Annotated in this window: 21 protein-coding genes; 11 read left to right on the top strand and 10 right to left on the bottom strand. The window is 68.1% G+C overall.

Going from position 1 to position 25633, the window contains the following annotated elements; translation table 11 throughout:
* Positions 1–2: 2 nt before the first annotated feature.
* Complete coding sequence (locus tag ACSION_RS00605; protein WP_093488690.1) at positions 3–836, bottom strand: 20S proteasome subunit A/B; 834 nt, start codon at positions 834–836, stop codon at positions 3–5.
* Between the two features lie 119 nt (positions 837–955).
* Here ACSION_RS00605 and ACSION_RS00600 point away from each other — a divergent pair, with 119 nt between their 5' ends.
* Both ACSION_RS00600 and ACSION_RS00595 read left to right on the top strand, forming a co-directional pair.
* Entirely contained in the window at positions 956–2140 is a 1185-nt protein-coding gene (locus tag ACSION_RS00600) for a class I SAM-dependent methyltransferase (protein WP_435304399.1), read from the top strand.
* The gene (locus tag ACSION_RS00595) at positions 2128–2553 is read left to right on the top strand and encodes a VanZ family protein (RefSeq protein WP_435306630.1); all 426 of its coding nucleotides are present in this window, start codon (positions 2128–2130) and stop codon (positions 2551–2553) included. The genes ACSION_RS00600 and ACSION_RS00595 overlap by 13 nt, the downstream gene beginning before the upstream one ends.
* Positions 2554–2604: 51 nt before the next feature.
* Here the strand turns inward: ACSION_RS00595 and ACSION_RS00590 are convergent, their stop codons facing one another.
* The 3 genes from ACSION_RS00590 to ACSION_RS00580 form a co-directional block, all read right to left on the bottom strand.
* Positions 2605–4941 carry a family 20 glycosylhydrolase gene (locus ACSION_RS00590; protein ID WP_435304398.1) on the bottom strand — a complete coding sequence of 779 codons (2337 nt, stop codon included), beginning with the start codon at positions 4939–4941 and terminating at the stop codon, positions 2605–2607.
* A gap of 103 nt (positions 4942–5044) precedes the next feature.
* Positions 5045–7735 (bottom strand): TonB-dependent receptor, encoded by a 2691-nt coding sequence (locus ACSION_RS00585; RefSeq protein WP_435304397.1) that lies wholly within the window; start codon positions 7733–7735, stop codon positions 5045–5047.
* A 114-nt stretch (positions 7736–7849) separates the two neighbouring features.
* Positions 7850–8890, bottom strand: coding sequence for a glucokinase family protein (locus tag ACSION_RS00580; RefSeq protein WP_435304396.1), 1041 nt, complete (start codon positions 8888–8890; stop codon positions 7850–7852).
* A gap of 372 nt (positions 8891–9262) precedes the next feature.
* Between ACSION_RS00580 and ACSION_RS00575 the strand changes: the two genes are divergently transcribed.
* The 6 genes from ACSION_RS00575 (at position 9263) to ACSION_RS00550 (ending at position 16249) form a co-directional block, all read left to right on the top strand.
* On the top strand, positions 9263–10579 hold the full coding sequence (locus ACSION_RS00575; RefSeq protein ID WP_435304395.1) for a sugar MFS transporter: 1317 nt from the start codon (positions 9263–9265) through the stop codon (positions 10577–10579).
* A gap of 11 nt (positions 10580–10590) precedes the next feature.
* Positions 10591–11658 (top strand): LacI family DNA-binding transcriptional regulator, encoded by a 1068-nt coding sequence (locus ACSION_RS00570; RefSeq protein ID WP_056880252.1) that lies wholly within the window; start codon positions 10591–10593, stop codon positions 11656–11658.
* Positions 11655–12692, top strand: coding sequence for an SIS domain-containing protein (locus ACSION_RS00565; protein WP_435304394.1), 1038 nt, complete (start codon positions 11655–11657; stop codon positions 12690–12692). Before ACSION_RS00570 ends, ACSION_RS00565 begins: the two co-directional genes overlap by 4 nt.
* Complete coding sequence (gene nagA, locus ACSION_RS00560) at positions 12689–13834, top strand: N-acetylglucosamine-6-phosphate deacetylase (protein ID WP_435304393.1); 1146 nt, start codon at positions 12689–12691, stop codon at positions 13832–13834. Before ACSION_RS00565 ends, nagA begins: the two co-directional genes overlap by 4 nt.
* A gap of 10 nt (positions 13835–13844) precedes the next feature.
* Complete coding sequence (locus ACSION_RS00555; protein WP_435304392.1) at positions 13845–14915, top strand: acyltransferase family protein; 1071 nt, start codon at positions 13845–13847, stop codon at positions 14913–14915.
* Positions 14916–15178: 263 nt separating this feature from the next.
* Entirely contained in the window at positions 15179–16249 is a 1071-nt protein-coding gene (locus ACSION_RS00550; RefSeq protein ID WP_435306629.1) for a PQQ-dependent sugar dehydrogenase, read from the top strand.
* Here the strand turns inward: ACSION_RS00550 and ACSION_RS00545 are convergent, their stop codons facing one another.
* The 5 genes from ACSION_RS00545 to ACSION_RS00525 form a co-directional block, all read right to left on the bottom strand.
* Positions 16250–16588 carry a lipid-A-disaccharide synthase N-terminal domain-containing protein gene (locus ACSION_RS00545; RefSeq protein WP_435304391.1) on the bottom strand — a complete coding sequence of 113 codons (339 nt, stop codon included), beginning with the start codon at positions 16586–16588 and terminating at the stop codon, positions 16250–16252.
* Positions 16585–17319, bottom strand: a complete 735-nt coding sequence (locus ACSION_RS00540) for a glycosyltransferase family 2 protein (protein WP_435304390.1) — start codon at positions 17317–17319, stop codon at positions 16585–16587. The genes ACSION_RS00545 and ACSION_RS00540 overlap by 4 nt, the downstream gene beginning before the upstream one ends.
* 24 nt (positions 17320–17343) lie before the next feature.
* Positions 17344–19011: a phosphoethanolamine transferase gene (locus tag ACSION_RS00535; RefSeq protein ID WP_435304389.1), complete on the bottom strand. Its 1668-nt coding sequence runs from the start codon at positions 19009–19011 to the stop codon at positions 17344–17346.
* Positions 19008–19727: a phosphatase PAP2 family protein gene (locus ACSION_RS00530; protein ID WP_435304388.1), complete on the bottom strand. Its 720-nt coding sequence runs from the start codon at positions 19725–19727 to the stop codon at positions 19008–19010. The genes ACSION_RS00535 and ACSION_RS00530 overlap by 4 nt, the downstream gene beginning before the upstream one ends.
* Positions 19728–19856: 129 nt before the next feature.
* On the bottom strand, positions 19857–21575 hold the full coding sequence (locus ACSION_RS00525; protein WP_435304387.1) for an ArnT family glycosyltransferase: 1719 nt from the start codon (positions 21573–21575) through the stop codon (positions 19857–19859).
* 137 nt (positions 21576–21712) lie between these two features.
* Between ACSION_RS00525 and ACSION_RS00520 the strand changes: the two genes are divergently transcribed.
* From ACSION_RS00520 to ACSION_RS00510, 3 genes are read left to right on the top strand one after another with little or no spacing between them, the layout of a single operon-like run.
* Positions 21713–22405: a response regulator transcription factor gene (locus ACSION_RS00520; protein ID WP_435304386.1), complete on the top strand. Its 693-nt coding sequence runs from the start codon at positions 21713–21715 to the stop codon at positions 22403–22405.
* Positions 22402–23670: a sensor histidine kinase gene (locus ACSION_RS00515; protein ID WP_435304385.1), complete on the top strand. Its 1269-nt coding sequence runs from the start codon at positions 22402–22404 to the stop codon at positions 23668–23670. Before ACSION_RS00520 ends, ACSION_RS00515 begins: the two co-directional genes overlap by 4 nt.
* 55 nt (positions 23671–23725) lie before the next feature.
* Positions 23726–24373, top strand: coding sequence for an MliC family protein (locus tag ACSION_RS00510; RefSeq protein WP_435304384.1), 648 nt, complete (start codon positions 23726–23728; stop codon positions 24371–24373).
* Between the two features lie 18 nt (positions 24374–24391).
* Here the strand turns inward: ACSION_RS00510 and ACSION_RS00505 are convergent, their stop codons facing one another.
* Positions 24392–25618 carry a multifunctional CCA addition/repair protein gene (locus ACSION_RS00505; RefSeq protein WP_435304383.1) on the bottom strand — a complete coding sequence of 409 codons (1227 nt, stop codon included), beginning with the start codon at positions 25616–25618 and terminating at the stop codon, positions 24392–24394.
* Positions 25619–25633: the final 15 nt, after the last annotated feature.

The following is a 25633-nucleotide window of genomic DNA, read 5'->3' as shown; positions in this document are numbered from 1 at the left end:
CGCTACTGCTGCTGTCCCTGCGCGTCGCCCGGATCCTGTCGCGACGGTGCGCGGCGTGGCGGCATGGCAGGCATGCTGGCGGGAGCGGGCTCGCGCTCGCCCTGCGGCTCCCACGGGAAGCGGGGCAGGCTGTGCACCGCCGCCTCCAGTTTGCGCGACCACGTGTCGTGGATCTCGGCGTACAGCGGCGTGTCGGCTTCCAGGCGCATCTTCTGGGTGATCTTCAGGTCGCCGCTGCGCAGCAGCGCCATGTCCACCGGCATGCCGACGGACAGGTTGGAGCGGATGGTGGAGTCCAGCGATACCAGCGCGCACCGCGCGGCGTCTTCCAGCGGCGTCTCGGGACGGATGATGCGGTCGAGGATCGGCTTGCCGTACTTCGATTCGCCGATCTGCAGGTACGGCGTCTCCGGGGAAGTCGCGATGCAGTTGCCGAGCGGATAGATCATGTACAGGCCCGGGCGCTCGCCGGCGATCTGGCCGCCGAGGATCAGCGTGGATTGCACGTTGACGCCGCTCTGCTGGGCCTCGTCGTTCATCTTGACCTGGCTGGCGACGAGCGTGTCGCCGACATATTCCGCCACTTCGTAGAGATGCGAGAACGTCTTCAGGCTGTGCTTGGCGTTGGGGTCGTCCGCGTCGCGCTGCAGCCGCGAGATGGTCAGCTGCGTCGTCGCCAGATTGCCGGCTGACATGATGACGAAGACGCGGTCGCCCGGCCATTCGAACACGTGCATCTTGCGGTACACGCGCACGTCGTCGAACGAGGCGCTGGTGCGGGTGTCCGCGGCGAAGACCAGGCCGTCGTTGACTTCGATACCGACGCAATAGGTCATGGCGTGTCCGTTGCTGCTGTGCACCACGATTCTATGCGCCACTCCGGGGGTTGGCTAGGGCCGCCATCCCAGTGTTAGACGGCCCGTACAATGACCGGGATTTCCGCTCCCGGTGCGCCATGCAGGCCGATCTTCCCCTTCCCGACGACGAGGCGCGCGCCCACAGCGAACGCCTTGCCGCTTTCATCCGCAGCGAGATCGCCGCCGAGGGCGGCAGCATTCCGTTCTCGCGCTTCATGGAACGCAGCCTCTACGCGCCCGGTTTGGGCTACTACAGCGCGGGCAGCACCAAGTTCGGCGAGGCGGGCGATTTCACCACCGCGCCGGAACTGGGCCCGCTGTTCGCCAGCTGCGTGGCGCAGGCGGTGGCACCGGTGCTGCAACAGATCGGGCCGCAGGCCGAGTTCGTCGAGATCGGTGGCGGCAGCGGCGCGTTCGCCGAGATCGTGCTCAAGCGGTTGCTCGAACTGGACGCGCTGCCCGCGCGCTACGGCATCCTCGAGCCCAGCGCGGACCTGCGCGAACGCCAGCGTGAGCGGTTGGGGCGTCGGCTGATTCCGCCGGTGTTCGACCTGATCGAATGGCTGGATGCGCCGCCGTCGGAAACCTGGAGCGGGGTGCTGTTCGCCAACGAAGTCGTCGATGCGTTGCCTACGCCGCGCTTCACGCTGCGCGATGGCGAAGTATTCGAGGAAGGCGTGGCGTTGGACGGCGAGGGCCGCTTCATCCGCACCGATCGTCCGGCCGATGCCTTGCTGGCCGCCGCGGTGCGCCATGTCGAACGCTACCTGGGACAACCGTTCCCGGACGGCTACCGGTCCGAGCTATTGCCGCAGCTGCCGTACTGGGTGCAGGCGGTGATGGGGGGGCTGGATCGGGGTGCGATGCTGTTCGCCGACTACGGCTACCCGCGCCGCGAGTTCTACCAGGCCGATCGCGACGACGGCACGTTGCGCGCTTACTACCGGCATCGCGTGCACAACGACGCGTATCTGTGGCCGGGCCTGCAGGACATCACGGCGTCGGTGGATTTCACGGCGCTGGCCGAAGCCGGTACGAATGCGGGCTTCGATCTGGCCGGCTACACCACGCAGGCGAATTTCCTGCTGGGCAACGGCCTGCAGGAGCGACTGGATGAAGCGCAGCAGCGCGCGGACGAAACCACGCTGCTGCGCCTGCGCAACGAGGCCAAGCGGCTGACGTTGCCCAGCGAGATGGGCGAGCGCTTCCAGGTGATGGGTTTCTCGAACGACGTCGAGTTCGGTACCGCGTTCCTGTTCAACGACCTGAGCTGGCGCCTGTGAGCGCCCTGTTCGCGTTGCGTCCGTTCCGGCGCCCACGCCTGTGGCTGGGCCTGTGGCTGCTCGCGGTCACCATCGTGATGGTGCTGTCGCTGGCGAACCTCAGCCGTCTGCCGCCGGTGCCGGAAGGGGGCGACAAGGTCGAGCACTTCCTGGCTTACGGGGTGCTGTCGTTGTCGGCGATGCAACTGTTCGCCTCGCGGCGCGGGTGCATCGTGGTGGCGGTGTTGCTGGTGCTGATGGGCGTGGGCCTGGAGTTCGCCCAGGGTGCGCTGACCACCACGCGCATGGCCGATCCGCGCGACGCCTTGGCCAATACGCTCGGCGTGCTTGCCGGTGTGGCGACGTTGTTTACGCCCTTGCGCGGCATGCTGCTGGCGTTCGATACACGGTTCCGCCCGCGGCGCGCATCGTAGGGAAAGAAAAAGCCGGGCATTGCCCGGCTTTTTTTTTGAGTGCGCCGTGATTCAGCGCGGCTGCAGGGTGATGCGGTCCAGCACCCACATCTGCGGGCGCGTGTCGCCGGTGAAGCGCACGCACAGGTCCTGCTTGCCCGTGGTGCCGGCGGGCAGGGGCGCATCCAGGTCCAGGAAGCCGTCGGCATTCGGCGCCGCCGGCAGCGGGACCGTCGCCAGCACCGTGCCCTTGCAGCCGCCCCCGAGGATTTCCAGTTCGCCCAGCGGCGACTTCGCGGGTTCGAACGTGCGGTGCGGCTCGTCGTGCGCCAGCTGGAAGTAGTACGGGATGCGGCCGGCCCGCACCTTGATCGATGCGATGCCGTCCAGGTCGGCCTGGTTCCACTGCCAGCACGGGTAGAAGATCGTCGCGTTGAAGATCGCGCGCTCGCCATCGGCCGGGCCATCGTCTTCCAGGCGCAGCAGCAGGCGACCGGCATCCGGGCACACGGCCATCGCTTCATCGGTGCGCGTGAGCAGCGCAGCGGGCGTCAGCTCGAACGTGGCCGCCGGTGCCAGCGCGCGGCCCTCGGCGAAGGCCGCCGCACGCACGGTGACCGGCGTCTTCAGATCAAGCGGTGCCGCGAAGGCCTTGGACGACGAGGTCGGTTCGCTGCCATCCGTCGTGTAGTGCACGGCATAGCCCAGCGGATTCGACAGCGTGACTTTCACGGTGCCCGCCTTGCGATCATCTTCGGTTGCGATCATCGCTTCGAACGGCGTCTTCGCGTAACCCAGTCCGATCGCGTCGTAGCGCTTCAGCTGCGCAGGCAGGCGTTTCGTGAAGTCGCCGAAGTCTTTCTTCGCCGCCGGCGTCCAGCCGGTCTCCGCCACCGCGGCCAGGCGCGGGAACGCGTTGTGCTGCAGGCGCGCGAACGTGCGCGTGTGCTCGGTCCACAAGTTGGCCTGCAGGCCGAGGATGTGGTGGCGCTGGCTCTCTTCCAGCTCCGGCGGCACCGGCTCGAACGCATAGACGTCCTGCAGCGTGATCAGCGCGGGGCGTCCCGGCGGTTCGTTCGGCGAGGCGGTCTGCAGATAGTCGAGGTAGGTCTTGTTCGACGGCGACATCACCACGTCATGACCCTGGCGCGCGGCCTTCAAGCCGCCTTCGATGCCGCGCCACGACATCACCGTGGCTTCCGGCGGCAGCTTGGCTTCGAGGATCTCGTCCCAGCCGATCAGGCGCTTGCCGTGTCCGGCGAGGTACTTCTCCAGACGCTCGACCAGATAGCCCTGCAGGTCCATCTCGGTCTTCGCGCCGACGGCCTGCATCCGAGCTTGCTCACGCGCGGAGGCTTCCCACTGGTCCTTCACCGCTTCGTCGCCACCGATGTGCACGTAGGTGCCCGGGAACAACTGCACCACTTCGCCCAGCACGTTCTCGAGGAAGGTGATCGTGCCCTCCTCGACGTTGACCAGGTTGGGGAACACGCCCCACTCGTTCGACGGCACCAGCGGCGTGTCGATCGAGCCGAGTTCCGGATAGGCGGAGATCGCCGCGGTCGCATGGCCCGGGACGTTGATCTCGGGCACCACGGTGATGTGGCGCTCGGCGGCGTACTTCACCACGTCGCGGATCTGGTCCTGCGTGTAGAAGCCGCAGTACGGGCGCGGTTCGCCAGTCTTCGGATCCTTGCCGCCGTCGCCGGCGGGAATGCGGCAGCCACCGATCTCGGTGAGCTTCGGGTACTGCTTGATCTCGATGCGCCAGCCCTGATCGTCGGTCAGGTGCCAGTGCAGCGTGTTGAGCTTGTGCAGGGCCATCGCATCGATGACCTTCTTGACGTCGTCCACGGTCTGGAAGTGGCGCGCCGGGTCCAGCATGAAGCCGCGCCAGGCGAAGCGCGGTGCGTCCTCGATATGCAGCGCGGGCAGCGTGACGCCGCCCTTGTCGCCCTGGGTGGCGAGCTGCCACAGCGTCACCGCGCCGTAGAACAGGCCACGTTCGTCGCGCGCCTTCACCGTGGCGCCTTCGGGCGTGATGTCCAGCGTATAGGCCTCGGGCGAGGCATCGTTCGCGCCGCCCGCTTCCAGCACGAAGCGGATCACGCCCTTGCCGTCGGCCTGCGCGGCCGGCAGTGCGGGACCGCCCGCCGACGTCAGGTAGGCGACGAACTGTTGTGCAACGCGCGTCGCCGGTTCACCCGCGGCGAATACCTGGGTCTGGTCATCGATGACGAAGCGGCCCTCGCCCGTCTGCAGCGTGGCGGGCGCGGGAATCAGGGCCGGCGTGATGGGCGCCGATGCGGACGCGGTGCCGGCATCGCTGCCTGTCCTGGCACAGCCGGCCAGGACCAGCAGGGTGAGGGCCATGCCGGCCAGGGCGCGACGGAGGAAGGGTCGTTTCATCGGAATCCTCGTGGGCGAACGAGCGGAAGAGTGCCAAAAAAAAGCGGGCCCGGACAAATCCAGGCCCGCAGAGGGAGAGTGTTCCCTTACATCGATGACGCGATCAGAACTTGAAGCGGAAGTTCAGGTAGTACTGGCGGCCGTTGCTGTAGAACGCATGCGGCAGGTAGCCCGGCACCGCGTCGTTCTCGGTGTAGTACTTCAGCTTCGGGTTGTTGAGGTTCAGGCCGTCCAGGCTGATCGTCAGCCAGTCGGTGGCCTTGAAGCCCAGCGAGGCCGACACCGTGGCGAAGTCATCCTGGTAGAAGTTGTCGGCGCGGCTGACGCCGGCGTAGAACGAGCTGCGATAGCTGTAGTTCACGCGGGCGTTGAAGCGGTCGTTCTCGTACCAGCCCGACAGGTTGTAGGTGTTCTCGGAGGTCCCGTTGAGCGGCTTGCCGCCGTCGGCCTCGCCATCCACGTAGGTGTAGTTGGCGTTGATGCCGAAGTTGTCGCCGATCGGCTGCTCGTAAGTCAGCTCCACGCCGCGGGCCTTGCCGTTCGAGTTGACCGGGATCGACACCAGGTAGTCGCTGTAGACGTCCGTGCCGGCAGCCTGGCTGGCCTGCTGGTCCTTGTACTGGACGATGACGTTGCCGAAATCGACGTAGCCATCCATGTCCATCGAGAACACGCTGGCGGCAAGCAGGGCGCGCGGAGCGAAGTACCACTCGATCGAAGCATCGAAGTTGGTCGACACCAGCGGATCGAGGTTCGGATTGCCGCCGCTGCCTTCGTGGGTCAGGTCGTTGAGCGTCAGCGAGCCGGCCAGCGCCGAGAAGTCCGGACGGGTCATGGTCTTGCTGCCGGACACACGGGCCACCAGGTTGTCGGTCAGCTCGAACTTGAAGTTCACGCTGGGCAGCAGCTCGTTGTAGTCGTTGTTCACCACGACCGGCAGGTAATCGCCGAACGCCGAGCCGGTGATCGCACCGGGGATGCCGGAGTTGACCGCCAGCGCCTGGTTGTAGCTCACGTCGGTTTCCGTCTGCACATAACGCAGGCCGGCATTACCGCTCCAGCGATCGCCCTGGAAGTTCAACTGGGCATACACCGCGTTGATGTCTTCCTCAACGCCGTACACGTCCGAGAAGTAGAAGCGCTCGGGGTTGTTGCGGTTGGCGAAGCGGGCATTGAGTTCCGCAAGCTGCGCAGGCGTGTAGTACCAGATGCCCGACGGGACGTTGCCGCCGACGCCGAAATCGCCCGGGTACGCGCCGCCCGCCGCCGGATAGGCGTTGATGTCGGTCCAGTTGCTGGCCCAGTTCGGGCCCTTGGCGAGCGAGAAGTCGTTGCTGCGCTCGTGCGTCGCGAAGCGATAGCCGAAGTCCAGCGAGGACAGCACGTCGGACTGGAAGAAGAACTGGCCGTCCGCCGAAGCCCAGTCTTCCTTGTCGAGCACGTCGATGCCCTGCGCGCCGAAGATCCAGCCGTTCTGCGGCAGGTGGTTCGCGGCCGTGTTGGTGCCGCCCAGCGACCAGTCGATCGGGCTGCCCACGCCATTCATGCTCCAGCTCGCGCCGGCGTTGCCGGCGACGCCGGTTTCCAGCACGTCCTGGGTGGGGCTGCTGCCGTTGCCCTTGGTGGAGCCGAGTTGGAACACGAATTTCAGCGCATCGCTGGCATTCCATTCGGCGTCGAGCGCGATGTACTTCGAGGTCGAGACCGCGCCAGGGCGGGAGATCATGTCGTAAACGCCGTAGGGCGTGACCGTACCGGACGTGACCGGCGCGTAGGTGGCGCTGGTCAGCACGCCGTTCTCGACGGTGTAGCTGGTCGGCGTCTGCGAATTGACGAACTGACTGGCCCACATCATGTAGTTGCGGTTGTAGTTGTCCGCCTTCAGCCGCGAGTAGAACGCGTTCACGTTCAAGGTCAGGTTGTCGGTGACCTTGGCTTCGATGTTGGCCACGCCGCCCTGGCGCTTGCGCACCTGTTCGAACAAGGCGGCACCCAGCAGGTTGGGGTAGAGCACGCCATTCAGGTCGGGATTGGTCGAGGTGATGGTGCCGTAGCCGCCCACCACTTCCTGGCCATCGCGGCGCAGGCTGCGCTCCTCGTTGAACACCTGGAACAACATGCCGGCGGTGCCTTCGTCGTTGCGCCAGTTCAGCAGGGCATCGAGCTGCGGCTTGGTGTCGCCCGGCAAGTCGGAGTGCACCGCGCCGAGGGAGCCCTGGATCGTCAGCGGTTCGGCGAACTGCAGCGGACGGCGGGTGATGATGTTCACCGAACCGGCGGTGCCGCCTTCGACCAGCTTCGCTTCGGAGGTCTTGTGCACCACGACGCGGTCGACGATCTCGGACGGATACAGCGAATAGCTCACGCTGCGGCCGACGTTGCCCACCTGGCTGAGCACGAACCAGTCGCCGGTGCCGATGGTGTGGCCGTTGACCAGGGTCTGCGTGAGGCTCGGATTGGTGCCGCGCAGGCTGACGCGGTCGGCTTCGTCGAAGCCGCCTTCGCTCGCGCTCGACGAGGCGATGTTGACGCCCGGCAGCTGGCGCAGCGTGTCGGCCACGTTCTTGGCCGGCAACTTGCCGATGTCTTCGGCGGTGACGACTTCGACGTGCGTGGCGGCATCGCGCTTGGCGTCGAGCGCCTTCTCGATGCTGCCGCGGATGCCGGTGACCACCACGGTATCGAGGTCGGTGGCCTGCGTTTCGGTCGGTTGAGCGTCCTGCGCCTGCGCCTGCGCCACCACACCCAGACAGGTCACGATGGCGGCGGAAAGGATGGATCTGCGGTAATTCATGATGTCTCTCCCATCATTCATTGTTTGAGTTTCGGCAGGTCTTGCTCGCGCTTGCTCCGCCGTGCTTGAAGCCTTTACTGCAATCGACGCCACGCCTGTCCCGGCGCTTCCATTTCAATCGTCCTGGTGTTGCTCCAGGTACCACTTGGCGGCACCCACCACCCCCAGCTGCCCGTGTTCCACCAGCTTCACGGGGATGCGTTCGAGCGCCTCGCGCATCGATCCCTTGTTGAGGAATCGCGCGACGAAACTGCTCTGGATCAGGAATTCGCGGATCTTCGGCAGGATCCCGCCGGCGAGGTACACCCCGCCCTGCACGCCGTACAGCAGCGCCATGTCGCCGACGACGCTGCCGAGCAGGCCGCAGAACACGTCGAGGCTTTCGCGCGCCAGCGGGTCGTCGCCCGACAGTGCGGCGGCCGTGACCTGGCCCGGATGCGTGTAGGCCGAAGGCGCGGCGCCGCGCACGGCGCACAGCGCGGCATGCAGGTTCAACAAACCGGGGCCGGACAGCGCCTGTTCGACCGGCACGTGCGTGCGGGTCTTCAGCATCTCGGCCAGCAGTGCCATCTCGAGCGCGTTGCCGGCGGTGAGCGCGGCCTGGCCGGCTTCGGTGGCCAGCACCACCGCGCGCGCGCCGACCGGGATCCAGACCGCCGCGCCCAGGCCGGTGCCCGGGCCGAGGATCAGCGTGGGGCCGCGGGTCGGTGCGATGGCCGGGCCGGTGAGCTGCAGCACCTGGCTGGCGTCCACCTGCGCGGCGGCATGCGCCACCGCTTCGAAGTCGTTGACCAGGCGGACGTCATCGAAACCGAGCTGTGTGCGCAGTTCCGCCAGCGACAAGCGCCAGGGCAGGTTGTTGGTGATGACGGTGCCGTCTTCCAGCGCATAGCCGGCGCTGGCGATCACGCCGCGGGTGACGCGCCCGTGGTCGAGGCCCAGGTGGTGCAGGAAGTCCTGGACGATGTCGCCCAGGCCGGCATGGTCGGCGCAGGCGTACTTGCGGTACTCCAGCACCTGGACCGGCATCCCGGCGTCGCCGCTGCCGCGCACCAGGCCGATGCGGACATGGGTGCCACCGACGTCCGCCGCGATGAAGGCGTCGTGCCCCGCGTGGCTGGCATCTGTCGGCAATGGATTGGCAATGGCGACCACACGTCTCCCCACATGTTCGCGGCCGGGACCCCGTCATCCCGATATGGCCGGAGTGTGGAAAGTGTTTGACAACGTTGTCAAGACTCTGTCATGAAATAGCTGTCCGGCGGGCGAGGCAATGCGCGGAATCGACAACAATGCTCGTATTCAGTATCGAATTGCGCGCATTGATGTCGTTAATAGTTGAATAAAAAGGCGAAAAGCGGGGAAGTCCCGCAAGACTTGATGCTGCGGTGCACGATGCCGGTGCACTCACAGAAGGGGTGCAAAGCCGGTTCGAGATCTCATTGTTCCGATGGGTCGTCTTATGACTTTGACAACGTTGTTCCCGATGCCGCGCGCAGGTGCGGCGTCCCAGATCGAGGGGATTGCATGAGTACCGCTGCTGGAACCACCCCGCTCCGCTCGCTCGCCATCGTCGGCGTGCTGTTCTTCATCATCGGGTTCTTCACCTGGATCAACGGCCCGCTGATCACCTTCGTGCAGCTCGCCTTCGATCTGGACGAGGTGAATGCCTTCCTCGTGCTGATGGTGTTCTACCTGTCGTACTTCTTCCTCGCGTTGCCTGCCGCGGCGCTGCTCAAGCGCACCGGCATGAAGAAGGGGCTGGCCGCCAGCCTGTTCGTGATGGCGGTGGGGGCGGCGATGTTCGGCGAGTTCTCCACCCAGCGCTGGTATCCCGGCGCGCTGGCTGGCCTGTTCGTGATCGGTGGCGGCCTGGCGCTGCTGCAGACGGCGGTGAACCCCTACGTCAGCATCCTCGGCCCCATCGAAAGCGCCGCGCAGCGCATCGCGCTGATGGGCATCTGCAACAAGATCGCCGGCATGCTGGCGCCGATAGTGATCGGTACGCTGGTACTGCACGGCGTGGGCGACCTCGCGGCGCAGGTCGAGGCGGCCGATCCCGTCGCCAAGGCGGCGCTGCTGGACGCGTTCGCGGCGAAGATCCACCTGCCGTACCTGGTGATGGCCGGCCTCCTGGTCGTGGTCGCCATCGGCATCCTGTTCTCGCCGCTGCCGGAGGTGAAGCCCTCCGAGGTCAACGCCGCGCCCGCGACCGATGCCGCCGATGGCGAACGTGGCCTGTCGCACTTCCCGCACCTGTGGCTGGGCGTGCTGTGCCTGTTCCTCTACGTGGGGGTGGAGGTGTTGGCGGGCGACGCGATCGGCACCTATGGAAGGGGCTTCGGTCTGCCGCTGGACCAGACCAAGCTGTTCACCACCTACACGTTGTTCGCGATGTTGGCCGGTTACCTGGTCGGATTGGCGGTGATCCCGCGCTTCGTGTCGCAGGAACGCTACCTGGCCATCTCCGCCACGCTGGGCGTGCTGTTCGCCCTCGGCGCGCTGCTGACGCACGGCTATGTGTCGGTCGGCTTCGTCGCTGCGCTGGGCTTCGCCAACGCGATGATGTGGCCGGCGATCTTCCCCCTGGCGATCAAGGGCCTGGGCCGGCATACCGAGACCGGATCGGCGCTGCTGATCATGGGCATCGCCGGCGGAGCGATCCTGCCGCAGCTGTTCGCGGTGCTGAAGCAGCACTACGACTTCCAGGTCGTGTTCGCCGGGCTCGCGGTGCCGGGCTACCTGTACATCCTGTACTACGCGCTGGCCGGGCACCGGGTGGGCCGGGCGCGGCTGGCGACGGCCGTGCCGGAACGCGGCATCATGGTGGACTCGCCTCCATGACGGAAACGCCCATGCGCCGACCCACCATCAAGGACGTCGCCGAACGCGCGAAGGTCTCGCTGAAGACCGTGTCCCGGGTCATCAACAACGAGCCGTCGGTGCTGCAGGGCACGCGTGCGCGCGTGCTGCACGCCATCGCCGAACTGGACTACGAACCGGACCAGTCCGCGCGCAACCTGCGCAGCGGCACGCCGTTCGTGATCGGGCTGGTCTACGACAACCCCAACCCGTACCACATCATCGGCGTGCAGAACGGCGTGCTGGCCGCCTGCAAGGAGACCGGCTTCGGCCTGCAGATCCATCCGGTGGATTCCACTTCGCCGTTGCTGGCCGAGGAACTGGTGGAATTCGTCCAGCGTTCGCGCCTGGCCGGGCTGGTGCTGACCGCGCCGATGTCCGAACGCGCCGACCTGGTGACGGCGCTGGCCGCTCGCGGGGTGAAGCTGGTGCGCATCATCGCCGCGACCGAAGATCCGGAAGACGGCTTGCCGTGCGTCTATGTCGACGACCGCGATGCCGCCTACGAGATCACCGAACACCTGATCCAGCTCGGCCACCAGCGCATCGGCTTCCTGTGGGGCGGACTGGCGCACCGGTCGAGTACCGAGCGCTATGCCGGTTACGAGAAAGCGTTGAAGGACTACGGCATCACCCTCGACAAGCATCTCGTCGTGCCGGGCGACTACACCTTCGACGACGGTTTCCGTGGCGCGCGCCGCCTGCTGGCGCTGCGCGAACCGCCCACCGCGATCTTCGGTTCCAACGATGAAATCGCGGCCGGCGTGCTGGCGGCGGCGAAGTCGGCCGGCATGAACGTGCCTTACGACCTGTCCATCGCCGGTTTCGAGGACAGCCCGTTCTCCAAGCAGTCGTGGCCGCCGCTGACCACCGCCAAGCAGGCCACGCAGGACATCGCCAAGCAGGCGGCGCGCCTGCTGATCGCCGGCCTGCGCCAGGACGCCTACGACGACCATCCCACCGCCGTGCACAACCAGGGCTTCGTGCCGCAGTTGGTCGTGCGCGGTTCCACCGCGCCGGTCCGGCCGCGCGCGGACCGACCCGAACCCCTCTCGCCATGACCGACACGCCGTTGCCCGCGCCTTCCGACACCCTGATGCACCAGGAGGCGGCCCAGACCGCCGACATCGTCGCCGACCAGTACACGCGCAATGCCGCGACGGTGAAGGCGCTGGCGGAAGACCTGCGCCGTAATCCTCCACCGTTCGTGGTGACCTGCGCGCGCGGCAGTTCCGATCATGCGGCGACGTATGCGAAGTATCTGTTCGAGACGCAGCTCGGCGTGGTCACCGCGTCGGCGTCGCCGTCGGTGGGATCGGTGTACGAAGCGAAGCAGCGATTGGCCGATGCGCTGTACGTGGTGATCTCGCAGTCGGGCAAGAGCCCGGACCTGCTGCGCAACGCAAGCGCGGCCAAGGAGGCCGGCGCACGCGTGGTCGCACTGGTGAACGTGGAAGACTCGCCGCTGGCGCAACTCGCCGACACCGTGCTGCCATTGCGCGCCGGTCCCGAGCGCAGCGTGGCGGCGACCAAGAGCTACCTGGGTTCGCTCGCGGCGATCCTGCAGCTGGCCGCGTACTGGAAGGACGAGGCGCCGCTGCATGCCGCCGCCGATGCCTTGCCCGACGCGCTGCGACGCGCGTGGCAGGCGGACTGGTCGCCGCTGACCGACGGATTGGTGGGGGCGCACAACCTGTTCGTGCTGGGACGAGGCCTGGGCCTCGCCGCCGCGCAGGAAGCCGCATTGAAGTTCAAGGAAACCTGCGGCCTGCACGCCGAGGCCTACAGTTCGGCGGAAGTGAAGCACGGGCCGATGGCGCTGGTCGGTCCGGGCTTCCCGGTGCTCTGCTTCGCCCAGCCGGATGAAACCGAAGCCGGCACACTGGCGCTGGCGCAGGAATTCCGCGGCCGCGGTGCGCAGGTGTGGGTGGCGTCGCGCCAGGGCGACCTGCCGCTGGTCGAGGCACCGCACCCGGCGTGCGCCCCGCTGCTGACCATCCAGAGTTTCTACCGGGCGATCAATGCGCTCGCGCTGCGTCGCGGCCACAATCCGGATGTGCCGCCGCACCTCAACAAGGTCACTGAAACGGTATGAACGCGACGAGCGCCGCCATCGTCCTGTGCAACGCCCGCGTGCTGACGCCGGACGGATTCGTCGAAGGCCTGGCGGTACTGATGCAGGACGGCCGCATCGCCGACCTGGTCGCGGATGATGCGATCCCGTCAGATGCGGTGCGGCACGATCTTCACGGCGCGACGTTGCTGCCCGGCTTCATCGATGCGCAGGTCAACGGTGGCGGTGGCGCGCTGTTCAACAACGACGCCACGGTGGACGCGATCCGCACGATCGCGCAGGCGCACCGGCGCTTCGGCACGACCGGCCTGTTGCCGACCTTGATCAGCGACGATGCCGACGTGATGGCGCGCGCGATCTCGGCGACACGCGACGCCATCGCACAGGGCGTGCCGGGCGTGCTCGGCATCCACCTGGAAGGCCCGTACATCGCGCCCGCGCGCAAGGGCACGCATGATGCGGCGAAGTTCCGCGTGCCCGGTGTGGACGAGATCGCGATGGCGACGTCGCTCGACAACGGCGTGACCCTGCTGACGCTGGCGCCCGAACAGGTGCCGACCGACATCATTCGCGCCTTGGTGGCACGCGGTGCGATCGTCGTCGCCGGCCACACGGCAGGCAGCTACGAACAGATCCGCGCCGGCATCGATGCGGGCGTGTCGGGCTTCACCCATCTCTACAACGCGATGTCGCCGTTGCAGGGCCGCGAACCAGGCGCGGTCGGTGCTGCGCTGGAGGACGACGGCTGCTGGTGCGGCGTGATCGTCGATGGCGTGCACGTGCATCCGGCCAGCTTGCGCGTCGCGTTGGCGGCCAAGCCGCGCGGCAAGGTGGTCCTGGTCACCGACGCGATGCCGATGGTCGGTTCGGACGACCCGTCGTTCGATCTGTATGGCGAAACCATCACCGCCGTCGACGGCGTGGTGCGCAATGCAGCCGGCGCGCTGGCGGGTTCGGCGTTGGACATGATCACCGCCGTGCGCAACTGCGTGCGGCTACTCGGCCTGCCGCTGGACGAAGCCGCGCGCATGGCGTCCACCTATCCCGCCGATGTCCTCGGCCTGGGCGGGACGCACGGCCGTATCGCGCCCGGTTACCACGCCGACCTGGTGGCGCTGGACGCCGACCTGCAGATCGTCGGCACGTGGATCGGCGGCGCCTGATCCCGCGCGCATGAGCGTCGCTCCGGCCCGGTTCGCGTCCGTCGATGCACTGCGCGGCCTGACGGTCGCCGCGATGCTGCTGGTCAACACGCCGGGCGACTGGTCGCATGTCTACGCGCCGCTGCTGCATGCGGAATGGCATGGCGTGACGCCGACCGACCTGGTGTTCCCGTTCTTCCTCTTCATCGTCGGCGTATCGATTTCGCTGGGCATCGTGCCGCGTGCCGAGGCAGGCGTGGCGCGCGACGCACTGGTGCGCGCGCTGCTGTGGCGCGCGGCGAAGATCGTCGCGCTCGGCCTGGCGTTGCACCTGCTGGCGTACCTGATGCTGGACCGTCCGCATTTCCGACCCTGGGGCGTGCTGCAGCGGATCGGCCTGTGTTTCGCTGCTGCCGGCCTGATCGCGCTGTACGTGAAGCCTCGCCTGCAATGGGCATTGATCGGCGCGGTCCTGCTCGGCTACTGGGCATTGCTGGCGCCGTCCGGCTATGCGGGCTACACGAATCTTCCGGCCCGCATCGACACGGCGTTGTTCGCGCCATGGCTGTACCAGTGGGATGCGTCGCTCGCACGCGGGCAGGATCCCGAGGGGTTGCTGAGCACGTTGCCGGCCATCGCCACCACGCTGTTCGGCGTGCGGGCCGGCGCCTGGTTGCGGGGCGGCGCGCTTCGCACGCTGGTGCTGGCCGGCATGGCGGCCGTGGCCATCGGCCTGGCATGGAGCAGCGTGCTTCCGTTGAACAAGGCGCTGTGGACCTCGTCGTATGCGCTGTTCACCGCCGGCTGCGCATGGCTTGCGCTGGCGCTCGCCCATGCGGCGGTGGACCGGCAGGGTTGGCCGGCCGTGGGACGACGCTTCGGCGCGAACGCCATCGCCGCCTATGTCGGCGCCGCTGTGATGACGTACGCACTGCTCGCGCTCGGATGGATGGAGCCGTTGTACCGGGTCGGATTCGCCGACTGGATGGCGCCCCGTTTCGGGCCGTACCTGCCGTCGCTGGCGTTCGCGCTGTCGTTCGTGGGCGTGTGGTGGCTGGTCGTGTGGGCGATGGACCGGCGGGGCTGGTACCTGAAGGTCTGAACGCCCGGCGGCCATCACGCTTTTCTTCGCCCGGCCGGCGTACAACGGCGATCACCCCTACCGGAGCCGCCCGCATGAAGATGCCGTTGCTGCTTGCCTGTGTGGTCTGCCTGGCGTCCTGCCAGCGCGCCACGGTCGACGAGAACGGTGCACGCATCGTGGTTTCGTCCACACCCAGGGCGACGACAGCCGCGGGAATCGCGTTGGCGCCGCATGGCCAGGCGCCCGCGACGTTGCCGGGCGTGCAGCGCGTCGCAGGGGGCATGTCGCCGCCGCGCGCCGTGCCCAACCCACCCTTCACCAGCACGCCCGTCGCCACCTTCAACGAACCGTGGGCGATGACCTTCCTGCCCGACGGTCGCCTGTTGGTTACGGAGAAAGGCGGAACGCTGCGGCTGGCCAACGTGGCCACGGGCCAGGTGGGGCAGGTCACCGGCGTGCCGGCCGTCGCTTACGGAGGCCAGGGCGGGTTCGGCGACGTGCTGCTGCATCCGCGCTTCGCCGACAATCGATGGGTGTACATCAGCTATGCGGAGGCCGGCAGTGGCGGCACCCGCGGTGCGGCCGTGGCGCGCGCAACGCTGACACTCGATGCCAGCGGGAACGGCGGCAGCCTGTCCAACCTCCAGGTCATCTGGCGGCAGACGCCCAAGGTCAGTGGCGATGCCCACTACGGCCATCGGCTCGCCTTCGGTGCCGATGGCAAGCTGTGGGTGACATCGAGCGACCGGCAGGCGATGACGCCTGCGCAGGATCTGCAGTCCACGCTCGGCAAACTGATTCGCCTCAACGACGATGGCAGCGTGCCGCCGGACAATCCGTTCGCGGCGCAGGGCGGGATCGCGGCGCAGGTGTGGACGCTGGGCCACCGCAATTTGCTGGGCATCGCGTTCGACAATGCGGGCCGGCTATGGACGCATGAAATGGGGCCGGCCGGCGGCGACGAACTCAACCTGATCGAGCGCGGCAGCAACTACGGCTGGCCGATCGTCTCCAATGGCGACCACTACGACGGCACGCCCATCCCGGACCACCCGACGCGCCCGGAATTCAACGCGCCCGAGGCGTTCTGGAATCCGGTGATCGCGCCGGCGGGCTTCGTCATCTACTCGGGCAATCTGTTCCCCTGGTACCGGGGCAAGGGCTTCATTGGCGGCCTGGCCTCGCAGGCGCTGATCGAGATCGAGTTCGACGGCACGCAGGCGCGCGAAGCGCGCCGCTACCCGATGGGGCGGCGCATCCGCGAAGTCGAGCAGGGGCCGGACGGTGCGCTGTGGCTGCTCGAGGACGGCGGTAGCGGGCGGTTGTTGAAGCTGACGCCCAACCGCAGTTGATCAGGACGCGCTTCCGGCTTCCTGCTGCTGGCGGGTGTGGCGGATGTCCAGGTACAGGCTGTAGGCCGCGGTGAAGGCCGGCAGCAGGTTCTGCAGTACGCCCACCGCGTCCTGCTTCGACGAGAACAGGAAGTAGCTCAGCGCCATCAGGCTGCCGACCAGGCTCATGTACCAGAACAGGCGCGGGATCACTGGGCGGCGCGCGCGTCGCGAGGCGACGAACTGCACCAGCCAGCGACCGCCGAACATCGCCGCGCCGGTCAGGCCGATCAACTTCCACGGCGTCATGTGCAGGCCGGTCCAACCCAGCCAGACGATTTCCTGGTTCATCACGCTCATGGCTTGCGCCCCGTGCCGATTTCGCTCACCGCGGTGATGCGGCTGCGCTGGATCAACCACGACACGCCCATCAGGTCCTTGATGCCGACCAGCGCGCGTCCCAGGTTGGTGTACTTGGACTGGCCCGAACCGCGCGGCCGGTGGGAGACCGGCACGCTGACCGTCCTCCAGCCCGCGCGCTGCATCAGCGCCGGCAGGTAGCGGTGCATATGGTCGAAGTAGGGCAGGTCGAGGAAGGCCGCGCGTTCGAACAATTTGATGCCGCAACCGGTGTCGGGCGTGTCGTCGCGCAGCAGGCGCTGGCGGATCCCGTTCGCCCAGCGCGACGCCCAGCGCTTGCTGGCGGTGTCCTTGCGGTCCACGCGCCAACCGGCGTACAGGCGGGTCTGTGCATCGCCCTCGTCGCGCGCGGCCAACAGCTTGGGGATGTCGGCCGGATCATTCTGGCCATCACCGTCGAGCGTGGCGATCCACGGCGACAGCGCGTGCTTTACGCCGGTGCGGATGGCGGTGCTCTGCCCGCTGCGGCGCTGGTGCACCAGCACGCGCAACTCCGGTACTTCGGCCTTCAGCGCGGTGAGCACGTCGCGGGTGTCGTCATCGGACTGGTCGTCGACGCAGACGATGTCGAACGGCACGCGCCCGCGCAGGTGCTGCACCACTTCCTGCACGAGCGGGCCGATATTGCCGCGCTCGTTGAACACCGGGATCACGATGGAAAGGGCCGTCATGTCAGACCTCACTGAGACAGCGGATTATTGTCCGGCCCGGCAGGTCAGGAAAATGTCGTGGTCCGGCTGGTACAGCGCGGTCCGCACGTCGGCGAGCCCCAGCAGCGTATGGAACAGGTCGTCATGGCTGTGCGGGGCGGCGGCCACGCGGCGCAGGCAGCCCGCGTCCAGCCCTGCCGATGCGCGCCAACCCTCGGAAAACCAGGCCACCATCGGGACCTCCAACTGCTCGCGGGGGGCGATCGAATAGGGCATGCCGTGCAGGTAGAGCCCTTTCTCACCGAGCGATTCGCCATGGTCCGACACGTAGAGCAGCGCGGTGTCGTAACCGGGCACCTCGGCCAGTTCGTCGATGGCGCCGGCCAACACATGGTCCGTGTAACCGAGCGCGTTGTCGTACGCATTGACGATCTGCTCCCGGCTGCAGCGACCGAGGTCCGAGGTCTCGCATACCGGCGTGAACCGTTGGAAGGCCGAGGGGTAGCGTTCGAAATAGGTCGGTCCGTGGTTGCCCAGCATGTGCAGCACGATCACCTGGTCGCCGGTCTGTCGGTGTGCCGCCTCGGCCAAGCCTTGCAGCAGGATGCCGTCGTGGCAGCGCGTGCCGTTGCACAGACCCGCATCGGTACGGGCGTGCATGTCTTCCACCGGCAAGCCCGCGCAGACGCCCTTGCAGCCGGATTGGTTGTCGCGCCACAGCGTGGCGACGCCGGCGCGCTGTAGCACGTGCAGCACCGACTGGTGGCCACGGATCGCCTTCTCGTCGTAGTGGGCACGGCCGTAGGGCGAGAACATGCACGGCAGCGAGACCTCGGTGCTGCTGCCGCAGGCGGTGACATGCGGGAAATTCAACACGCTTCGCTGTGCCAGCTCGGGCGTGGTCTGCCTGGCGTAGCCGTTGAGGCCCCAGTTCGCGGCGCGTGCGGTTTCACCCACCACCAGCACCAGCAGCCGCGGCTTGCGCATGCCTGCGCCGGGCGCCCGCACGGCGTCCTCGCCGATCGGCAGTTGCACGCGCGCGCGTCCCGGCGGCTCTTCGCTGACCACCTTCGCCAGCGAGACCAGCACGTTGGCCGGCGTGACCAGGTAGCGGACCTCGCGCTGGTTGCGCAGGAAGGCAGTGAGCTGCTGGGTGACCGGCAGCACCCCGGCCAGGGCGATGGCGGCCATGCCGGCGAGCAGCGCGGCACGCAGGCCGAGCGTGCGCGCCCAGGTGCGCTCGCGCAGGCGCACGCGCCAGATCACCACCAGCGCGGGCAGGGCGGCGAGCAGCGGCAGCAGTGCGTCGCCGCCCGCGAGTTCGCTGGCTTCGCGCCAGTCGGTGTGCAACACGTTGCGCACCATGTCGGCGTCGATATAGATCCCGTATGCGGCCATGTAGTGGCCCGCCAGCGCAGCGGTGACCACGAGCAGCGACAGCACGATGCGCGCGGTGCGCCGCCAGACCAGCAGCGACAGCCACACGCCGTGCACGGCGGTCACGAGAAGGAACAGCGAAAGCGTCCAGGCGCCCTGCGCCAGCGGTTGCGGTACCGCCGCGCGCCAGAACACGGCGTTGGCGAACAGGCTGAAGTACAGACAGGCCACGAGGATCAGCGTTTCGGTCCCCACCCAAGGCCGCGCCAGGACGAGGGGACGCACCCGCTGCCAGGCGCGAACGAGCGGACTCTCGGGGAGGGTCGCCGCGTTCATGCCTGCGTCTCCGCCGTCGTCCACGCGCCGCGTTCGTGGAGCCATTCGATCGTGCAGGCGACCGCCCAGCAGACCGCCAGGCTGGCGACGTCATGCGACAGGAAGTGCGCACCCCGCAGCTGCTGCGCGAGGCCGAACACGATGCCTGCGAGCAGGCCGATGCCCAAGCCCGCATGGCGCCAGCGGGGTGCCACATGCAGGAAGAAGAAATACAGCGCGACCCAGGCGTAACCCCCTGCGGCATGCGCGGCGGGGAAGCAGGCCGCCGGCCCCATCGACGCCGGACGCGCCTCGAACAATCCCACGTAGGGGCGTTGCCCGCCGAGGCCCGCGAGGTCCCACGGGCAGTCCATGTGCGTCAGCGATTTCAGTGCCGCCACGCAGGCGATGGAGGCGAAGACCGCCAGCAGCAGACGCGCGGCCGGCCGCGTCCACGTCGCGTCGGGCGAACGCCAGCGCCACAGCGTGGCGACCAGCAGGCCCGCCCACGCCACCTGGCTCAGCCGACGTCCGCCGAGATGCAGGACGGTCTCCATCCATACGCTGCGCTTGAGCGCCCAGGCGCCGCCTTCCCACTGGAACAGGCGTGTCGCCCAATGCAGGTCGATCTGTCGCGCGGCCCACCAGGCGAGCAGCAGCGACGCCATCGAAACCAGGAACAGTCGCGAGAGATCGCTGCGGGAAGAAGGAAGGGCAAGGGAGGGTGAGACCGACATGCAGGACAGGCGTGGAGAAGGGCCTGCGCATGCTGGTGGTCGCGATGTCGTAGCGCGGTAGGACTTCCGTCGGAAGCCCGTTAAAGCGCGCGCGAATGATTCTCGCGCGCGCGCACCGTTGTTCGAGGTTCAGTCTTCGCTGACGTCGGCGGACCAGTCCGCGGGCACGTCGCAGCCCGCGATCCAGGCGTCGCCGGGAGCGAGGATCCATTCGCGCCGGTTCGATGCGCCGATGTCGATCACCTTCGCCGGATCGAGGCAGGGCCCGATCGCCTCCTTGCGCAGGAACAGCCAGCGACGGTCGGGCGCTTCCAGCAGCCACGCATGCGCGTGCTGCCACTGGTCCACCCACGGTTGCTTGAAGCCGAAGTCGGTCACGGGGCGGTCCGCCTGTAGCAGGTGCTGTTCGCGCCAGCCCAGCATGGCCAGTTCGGCGTCGGGCCCGATCCGCTGGCCCACGCGCTGCATCAGCGCGCGCGCGGAACTGTCCGGGCTCAGCGCGGGCATGAAGCCCAAGCCGTACGCCGTCCACAAGGCGGCGGTCACGGTGACCAGCGCGACCGCCACGCGGTGCCGGGATGCGCGCGCCACGGCGAACATCGTGATCACCCCGACGATCGCGAAGCCCACCAACCACCGGCCCAGCTGGCCGACGGTGGCCATGTCCATGCCGCGGCCCTCGACCAGCGACTGCACATGGTCGGGCGATGCTGTCAGCAGCCACGCGCCCAGGCCGCCCGCCACCAGCACCAGCACCCCCACGTAGGACCACAGCATCGCGCGCACCGCGCGTCGCCGCAGCAAGGCGGGCAACAACGGTGCGGCCGCCACGGCGAGGGCCGGCAGCATCGGGAAGATGTAGACCTCGCGCTTGCCCGGGCTGGCGCTGAAGAACACCAGCACCAGCAGCGCCCAGCCCAGCAGCAGCGCATGGCGCGCGTCGACGCGCTTCAGCCGTCGCCACCACGCCGGCAGCAGCCACGGCGCGAGCAGTACGCCGGGCAGCCACAGCGTCAGCATCGTCTGCAGGTAGTACCAGGCCGGCTTCACGTGGTGCCAGGCATTGGCGTAGCGCGTGCCGGTCTGCTTGAACAGCATCTCGCGCGCATACGTGTGCAGCGCGGGATCCGTCGACGTGAGCGCGACCGACAGCATCGGCACCAGCCATACCCCGGCACCGGCGATGAAGCCGGCCACACCGGCCAACGCATGCAGGCCACGATGCGGCGGCAGCGTCTGCCGCGACTTCAGCCGTACCCACAGCCAGGGCAGCAACACCAGCAGCGGCAGGAAGCCCACGCCCTTGGTCACCGTGCCCAGCCCCGCGGAGAACGTACCCAGTGCGAGCAACCAGGGGCTCGGCTTCTCCAGCAGATAGCGCAGCAGGGCCCACAGCGACAGCGTGGTCATGCCCACCAGCACCATGTCGATCTGCGCCCGCTTCGCCTGCAGGACGAACTGCAGGCAGACGAACAGGCCGAACACCGCGTACGGCATGGTGTGCCGGCCCCACAACCGCCGCGCCAGGTCGCCCGTCAGCCACAGCGTCAGCAGCGCGGCGAGCAGCGAAGGCAGCAGGAACGCCACCTGCCAGCTGCGCACCACAAGATAGCTCGCCGCCTGCAGCCACATGAAGGTGGGCGGCTTTTCCGCATACAACTCGATGCCCCGGTGCGGGAACAACCACTGCCCGGTCTCGATCATCGTGCGCGCCGCCAGCACGAAGCGCGGCTCGTCGGCCGGCATCGGCTCGCGCAGGCCCAGCCCGGCCAGCAGTGCCCAGACCATCAGCAGGAGCAGCAGCGGGGTCTGCCAACGGGGAGCGTTGCGGAGGTGCATCGGGGTCATCGGCGGTCGCGGTGGCCTGCAGCGGGACGCATGATGGTGGATCATGGGGCGTAAGAGAACCGTCGGAACTCCGACGGCGCTTCGACATCCGGCCTGCGATGCTGCCGGCCCTTTCCCGCGCACGCGAGCCCCTGCCGATGCGGCTGCTGGTCATCGAAGACAACCGGAGCCTGGTGGCGAACCTCTTCGATTACTTCGAGGCGCGCGGCCACACGCTGGACGCGGCACCCGATGGCATCACTGGCCTGCACCTGGCCAGCACCCAGGTCTACGACGCCATCGTGCTGGACTGGATGCTGCCGCGGCTGGAAGGACCGGAGGTCCTGCGCCGCCTGCGCGAAGAGCATGGCTCCGACGTGCCGGTGATCATGCTGACCGCGCGCGACGAATTGCCGGACAAGATCGCCGGCTTCCGCGCCGGGGCGGACGACTACCTGACCAAGCCCTTCGCCCTGCCCGAGCTGGAAGTGCGGCTGGAGGCGCTGATGGCGCGCGTGCACGGACGGCAGCGCCGCAAGGTGCTGGAAGTGCACGACCTGAAGCTGGACCTCGCGACGCTGGAAGCCTCCCGCGCCGGCCAGCCGCTGCATCTCTATCCCGCGTGCCGCAAGCTGCTCGAGACGCTGATGCAGGCCAGCCCCGCTGCCGTCACCCGCCAGCAACTGGAGCACGCGCTGTGGGGCGACCATCCGCCCGATGGCGACATGCTGCGCTCCCATATCTACGAGTTGCGGCGCAGCGTGGACGGCCCGTTCCCGGTGAAGCTCATCCAGACGCTGCCGCGTACCGGCTACCGGATCGCCGTGCCGCACGAGGCGGCCTCGCCATGATTTCCCGGCGCAGCCTGCGTTCGCACATCCTGATGTGGCTGGGCGGCTACGCCCTGCTGCTGACCGTGGCGGTGATGCTGCATGGGTTCCTGGTCAACGAGATCGCCGAGCGGCTGGTCTGGGATTCGCTGCTGAAGACCGAACTGGAGCACCACCTGCAGCGCACCGCCGACGATCCGCGTTACCGCTGGAGCGATACGGATGATCTTCAGTTGTACACCTCCACCGACACGCGCCCGTTGCCGCGCGAAGTGGTCGGCCTGCCGGAAGGTATCCACGACGAGCTGGTGATGGGCGATCGCGAAGTGCTCGTGCTCGTGCGCACCGTCGAGGGCGTGAAGTACACGCTGGTGCTGGACATCACCGAGCTCGAATCGCAGGAAGACACGCTCACGCTGATCGTGTTCGGCCTGGCGGTGACGCTGGTGCTGCTGATGGGCCTGTCGGTGGCGTGGGGCCTGCGGCGCTCGCTGCGCCCGCTGACCCAACTTGCCGGCGACATCGGCGCCTTGTCCCCCGACCGCATGGGCCAGCGGATCGCCGTGTCGGAGAAAGCGACCACCGAACTGGTGGTGATCGCCAATGCGCTGAACGATTACCTCCGCCGCCACGAAGCGTTCATCGAGCGCGAGCGCGTCTTCATCGACACCACCAGCCACGAACTCCGCACGCCCATCGCCATCATCGCCGGCGCCAGCGAGCTTGCGCTGGACCAGCCCGACCTGCCCATGCCCGCACGCCAACAGGTGCAGCGCATCCATCGCACCGCGCGCGACGTCGAGCGCATGATCGCGCTGCTGCTGACGCTGGCGAAGGATCCCGCGCGCCTGTCCCGCAACAACGACGTGGTGCTGCTGCACGAGCTGCTGCCGGACATCATCGAAGACCACCAGCACCTGATGCAGGGCAAAGACCTGACGATCGTCATCGATGCCTTGGTGCCCTCCAGCGTGGCCGCGCCGCTGCACATCGTGCAAGCCGCCATCGGCAACCTGCTGCGCAACGCCATCGAGAACAGCGACCGCGGCGAGATCCACGTGCGGCTCGACGCCGACGCCACGGTCACGCTGGAGGACCCCGGCCACGGCATGACGCCGGAAGACATCAGCCGCATCTACGCACAGATGGCGCGCGGCGGCAGCCGCGAGGGCGGCGGCATCGGCCTGGACCTGTTGGCACGGTTGTGCGAGCACCTCGGCTGGACTCTGTCCATCCAGTCCGCACCGGGTCGCGGCACCATCAGTCGGCTGCGCCTCTCCCGCTGAGCCGGCTTCACGCGTTGGGCGCTAGCATGCTGCTTTCGCTTGCAGGAGGACGTCCGTGAAGAAGCCCGTGCTGCTGTGCAGTCTCGTTCTGCTGGCCGCGTGCGCGCGCGAAGCGCCTGCGCCGGTCGGTGCCGATCCGGCGCCCGCCGCTTCTCCCGCCGTCGACGTCGATCCGCCCGCCGCCGATGCCGCCGCGCCGGCGATGGCGCCGCCCTCGTTCGACTGCGCGAAGGCCGCTTCCGCGGCGGAGAAGCAGGTCTGCGGCGACGCGGAGCTGGCCGCGCTCGACCGTACGCTGGCCACGCGCTACGCCGCATTGCCGGCACCCGACCCTGCCGTGCAGCGGGGCTGGGCGAAGGGCCGCGATGAATGCTGGAAAGCCGACGATGCGCGCACCTGCGTACTGGAGGCCTACAAGACGCGACTGGTCGAACTGGCGATGCAGGTGCCCGATGCCGCCGTTCCGAAAATCGTGAAGTACCGCTGCAGCGACAACGCCAAGCCCTTCACGATGACGTACTACCACGACATCGATCCGCAGGCGGCCGTGATGGCCTGGGGCAACGACGAAGCCATCGTGTTCCCGCAACCGGCCGCCAGCGGCGCCAAGTACGGCCGTGCCGGTGTGGAGTATTGGGAGCACCAGGGCGAAGCCAGCGTGGATTTCTTCGGCAACAAGCTGAGTTGCCGTCCACTGGCCTGATCGCCTCCTGCGAGTGGATCAGGCTTTCCGCCGCGCCTCGTGCACCGCGCGGACGCGGGCTTCGCGCACGGCCTCGCCGATCTCCGGGCCGCTCATGCCCTCGCGCGCTACATCCCGGGCGCTGACGCGCAGCGTCGCCTCGTGCAGGCGCGCCAGGGTGCGGCCCTGCGGGTAGTCGGCGTCTTCGTTGCCGCCACGGCCGCGCTTGTCGGCTTCGCACACCGTCGCCAGCCACGGAATGCGTTCCGGCCGGCGGAACGCATCGCAGCGGGTGAGCAGCTCCACGACGGTGGCATCGCGCAGCTCGTCGATCCGGTGCACGTTGAGGTGTTCGCGGCAGGCCATCACCGCCAGTTCGCGGTGGTCGACCGGCACTTTCAAACGTTCGCACAGCGCCATCACCGGCTTCACGCCGGCATGTTCGTGGCCGATGTGTTTGGGCAGCACGTCGGCCGGCGTCAACGCCTTGCCGAGGTCGTGCGCCAGCGCCGCGAAACCGATCCGCGCGTCGCCCGGCGCCAGCCGTGCCGCCATGTCGCTGACCATCTGCTGGTGCACGCCAGTATCCACCTCGGGGTGGTACTCCGCGCGCTGTGGCACGCCGTACAGCGCATCCACTTCGGGCAGCACCACGGCCAGCGCGCCGCAGTCGCGCAACGTGGACAGGAAAGCCGAGGGCCGTGTCGAGGCCAAGGCGCGCCGCAGCTCCTGCCACACGCGCTCGGGCACCAGCGCATCGAGTTCGCCGCTGTCGACCATCGTGCGCATCAGCGCCATCGTGTCCGGTGCGATGGAGAAACCCAGCGGCGCGAATCGCGCCATGAAGCGCGCCGCGCGCAGCACGCGCAACGGATCTTCGACGAAGGCCGGGCCCACGTGGCGCAGCACGCGCGCCTCGATATCGCGGGCGCCGCCGTACGGGTCGACGAGCGCGCCGTCGTCCGCCTGCGCGATCGCATTGAGGGTGAAGTCGCGCCGCTGCAGGTCTTCCTCCAGCGTCACCGACGGATCGGCATCGACGACGAAGCCGCGGTAGCCGCGCCCGTTCTTGCGCTCGGTGCGCGCCAGCGCATGCTCCTCGCTCGTGTCCGGATGCAGGAACACCGGGAAGTCGCGACCCACGGCCTTGAAGCCTTGCGCTTCCATCTCCGCCTGAGTGGCGCCGACGACGACCCAGTCGCGGTCGCCGGGCGGCAGGCCCAGCAACCGGTCGCGTACCGCGCCGCCGACGAGATAGGTCTTCATGCCGCCATGATAGCG

Source organism: Pseudoxanthomonas sp. LjRoot125 (genome assembly GCF_964252705.1).
In the GTDB taxonomy this organism is placed as follows: Bacteria; Pseudomonadota; Gammaproteobacteria; order Xanthomonadales; family Xanthomonadaceae; genus Pseudoxanthomonas_A.
The sequence above is the reverse complement of the archived record's forward strand: the minus strand, read 5'-3'. Positions and strand labels throughout refer to the sequence as shown.

Coding starts and splice junctions, on each gene's coding strand:
- ACSION_RS00605 (WP_093488690.1), bottom strand. CDS start 836: ATGACCTATTGCGTCGGTATCGAAGTCAACGACGGCCTGGTCTTCGCC.
- ACSION_RS00600 (WP_435304399.1), top strand. CDS start 956: ATGCAGGCCGATCTTCCCCTTCCCGACGACGAGGCGCGCGCCCACAGC.
- ACSION_RS00590 (WP_435304398.1), bottom strand. CDS start 4,941: ATGAAACGACCCTTCCTCCGTCGCGCCCTGGCCGGCATGGCCCTCACC.
- ACSION_RS00585 (WP_435304397.1), bottom strand. CDS start 7,735: ATGAATTACCGCAGATCCATCCTTTCCGCCGCCATCGTGACCTGTCTG.
- ACSION_RS00575 (WP_435304395.1), top strand. CDS start 9,263: ATGAGTACCGCTGCTGGAACCACCCCGCTCCGCTCGCTCGCCATCGTC.
- ACSION_RS00570 (WP_056880252.1), top strand. CDS start 10,591: ATGCGCCGACCCACCATCAAGGACGTCGCCGAACGCGCGAAGGTCTCG.
- ACSION_RS00565 (WP_435304394.1), top strand. CDS start 11,655: ATGACCGACACGCCGTTGCCCGCGCCTTCCGACACCCTGATGCACCAG.
- nagA (WP_435304393.1), top strand. CDS start 12,689: ATGAACGCGACGAGCGCCGCCATCGTCCTGTGCAACGCCCGCGTGCTG.
- ACSION_RS00555 (WP_435304392.1), top strand. CDS start 13,845: ATGAGCGTCGCTCCGGCCCGGTTCGCGTCCGTCGATGCACTGCGCGGC.
- ACSION_RS00550 (WP_435306629.1), top strand. CDS start 15,179: ATGTCGCCGCCGCGCGCCGTGCCCAACCCACCCTTCACCAGCACGCCC.
- ACSION_RS00545 (WP_435304391.1), bottom strand. CDS start 16,588: ATGAGCGTGATGAACCAGGAAATCGTCTGGCTGGGTTGGACCGGCCTG.
- ACSION_RS00540 (WP_435304390.1), bottom strand. CDS start 17,319: ATGACGGCCCTTTCCATCGTGATCCCGGTGTTCAACGAGCGCGGCAAT.
- ACSION_RS00535 (WP_435304389.1), bottom strand. CDS start 19,011: ATGAACGCGGCGACCCTCCCCGAGAGTCCGCTCGTTCGCGCCTGGCAG.
- ACSION_RS00530 (WP_435304388.1), bottom strand. CDS start 19,727: ATGTCGGTCTCACCCTCCCTTGCCCTTCCTTCTTCCCGCAGCGATCTC.
- ACSION_RS00525 (WP_435304387.1), bottom strand. CDS start 21,575: ATGACCCCGATGCACCTCCGCAACGCTCCCCGTTGGCAGACCCCGCTG.
- ACSION_RS00520 (WP_435304386.1), top strand. CDS start 21,713: ATGCGGCTGCTGGTCATCGAAGACAACCGGAGCCTGGTGGCGAACCTC.
- ACSION_RS00515 (WP_435304385.1), top strand. CDS start 22,402: ATGATTTCCCGGCGCAGCCTGCGTTCGCACATCCTGATGTGGCTGGGC.
- ACSION_RS00505 (WP_435304383.1), bottom strand. CDS start 25,618: ATGAAGACCTATCTCGTCGGCGGCGCGGTACGCGACCGGTTGCTGGGC.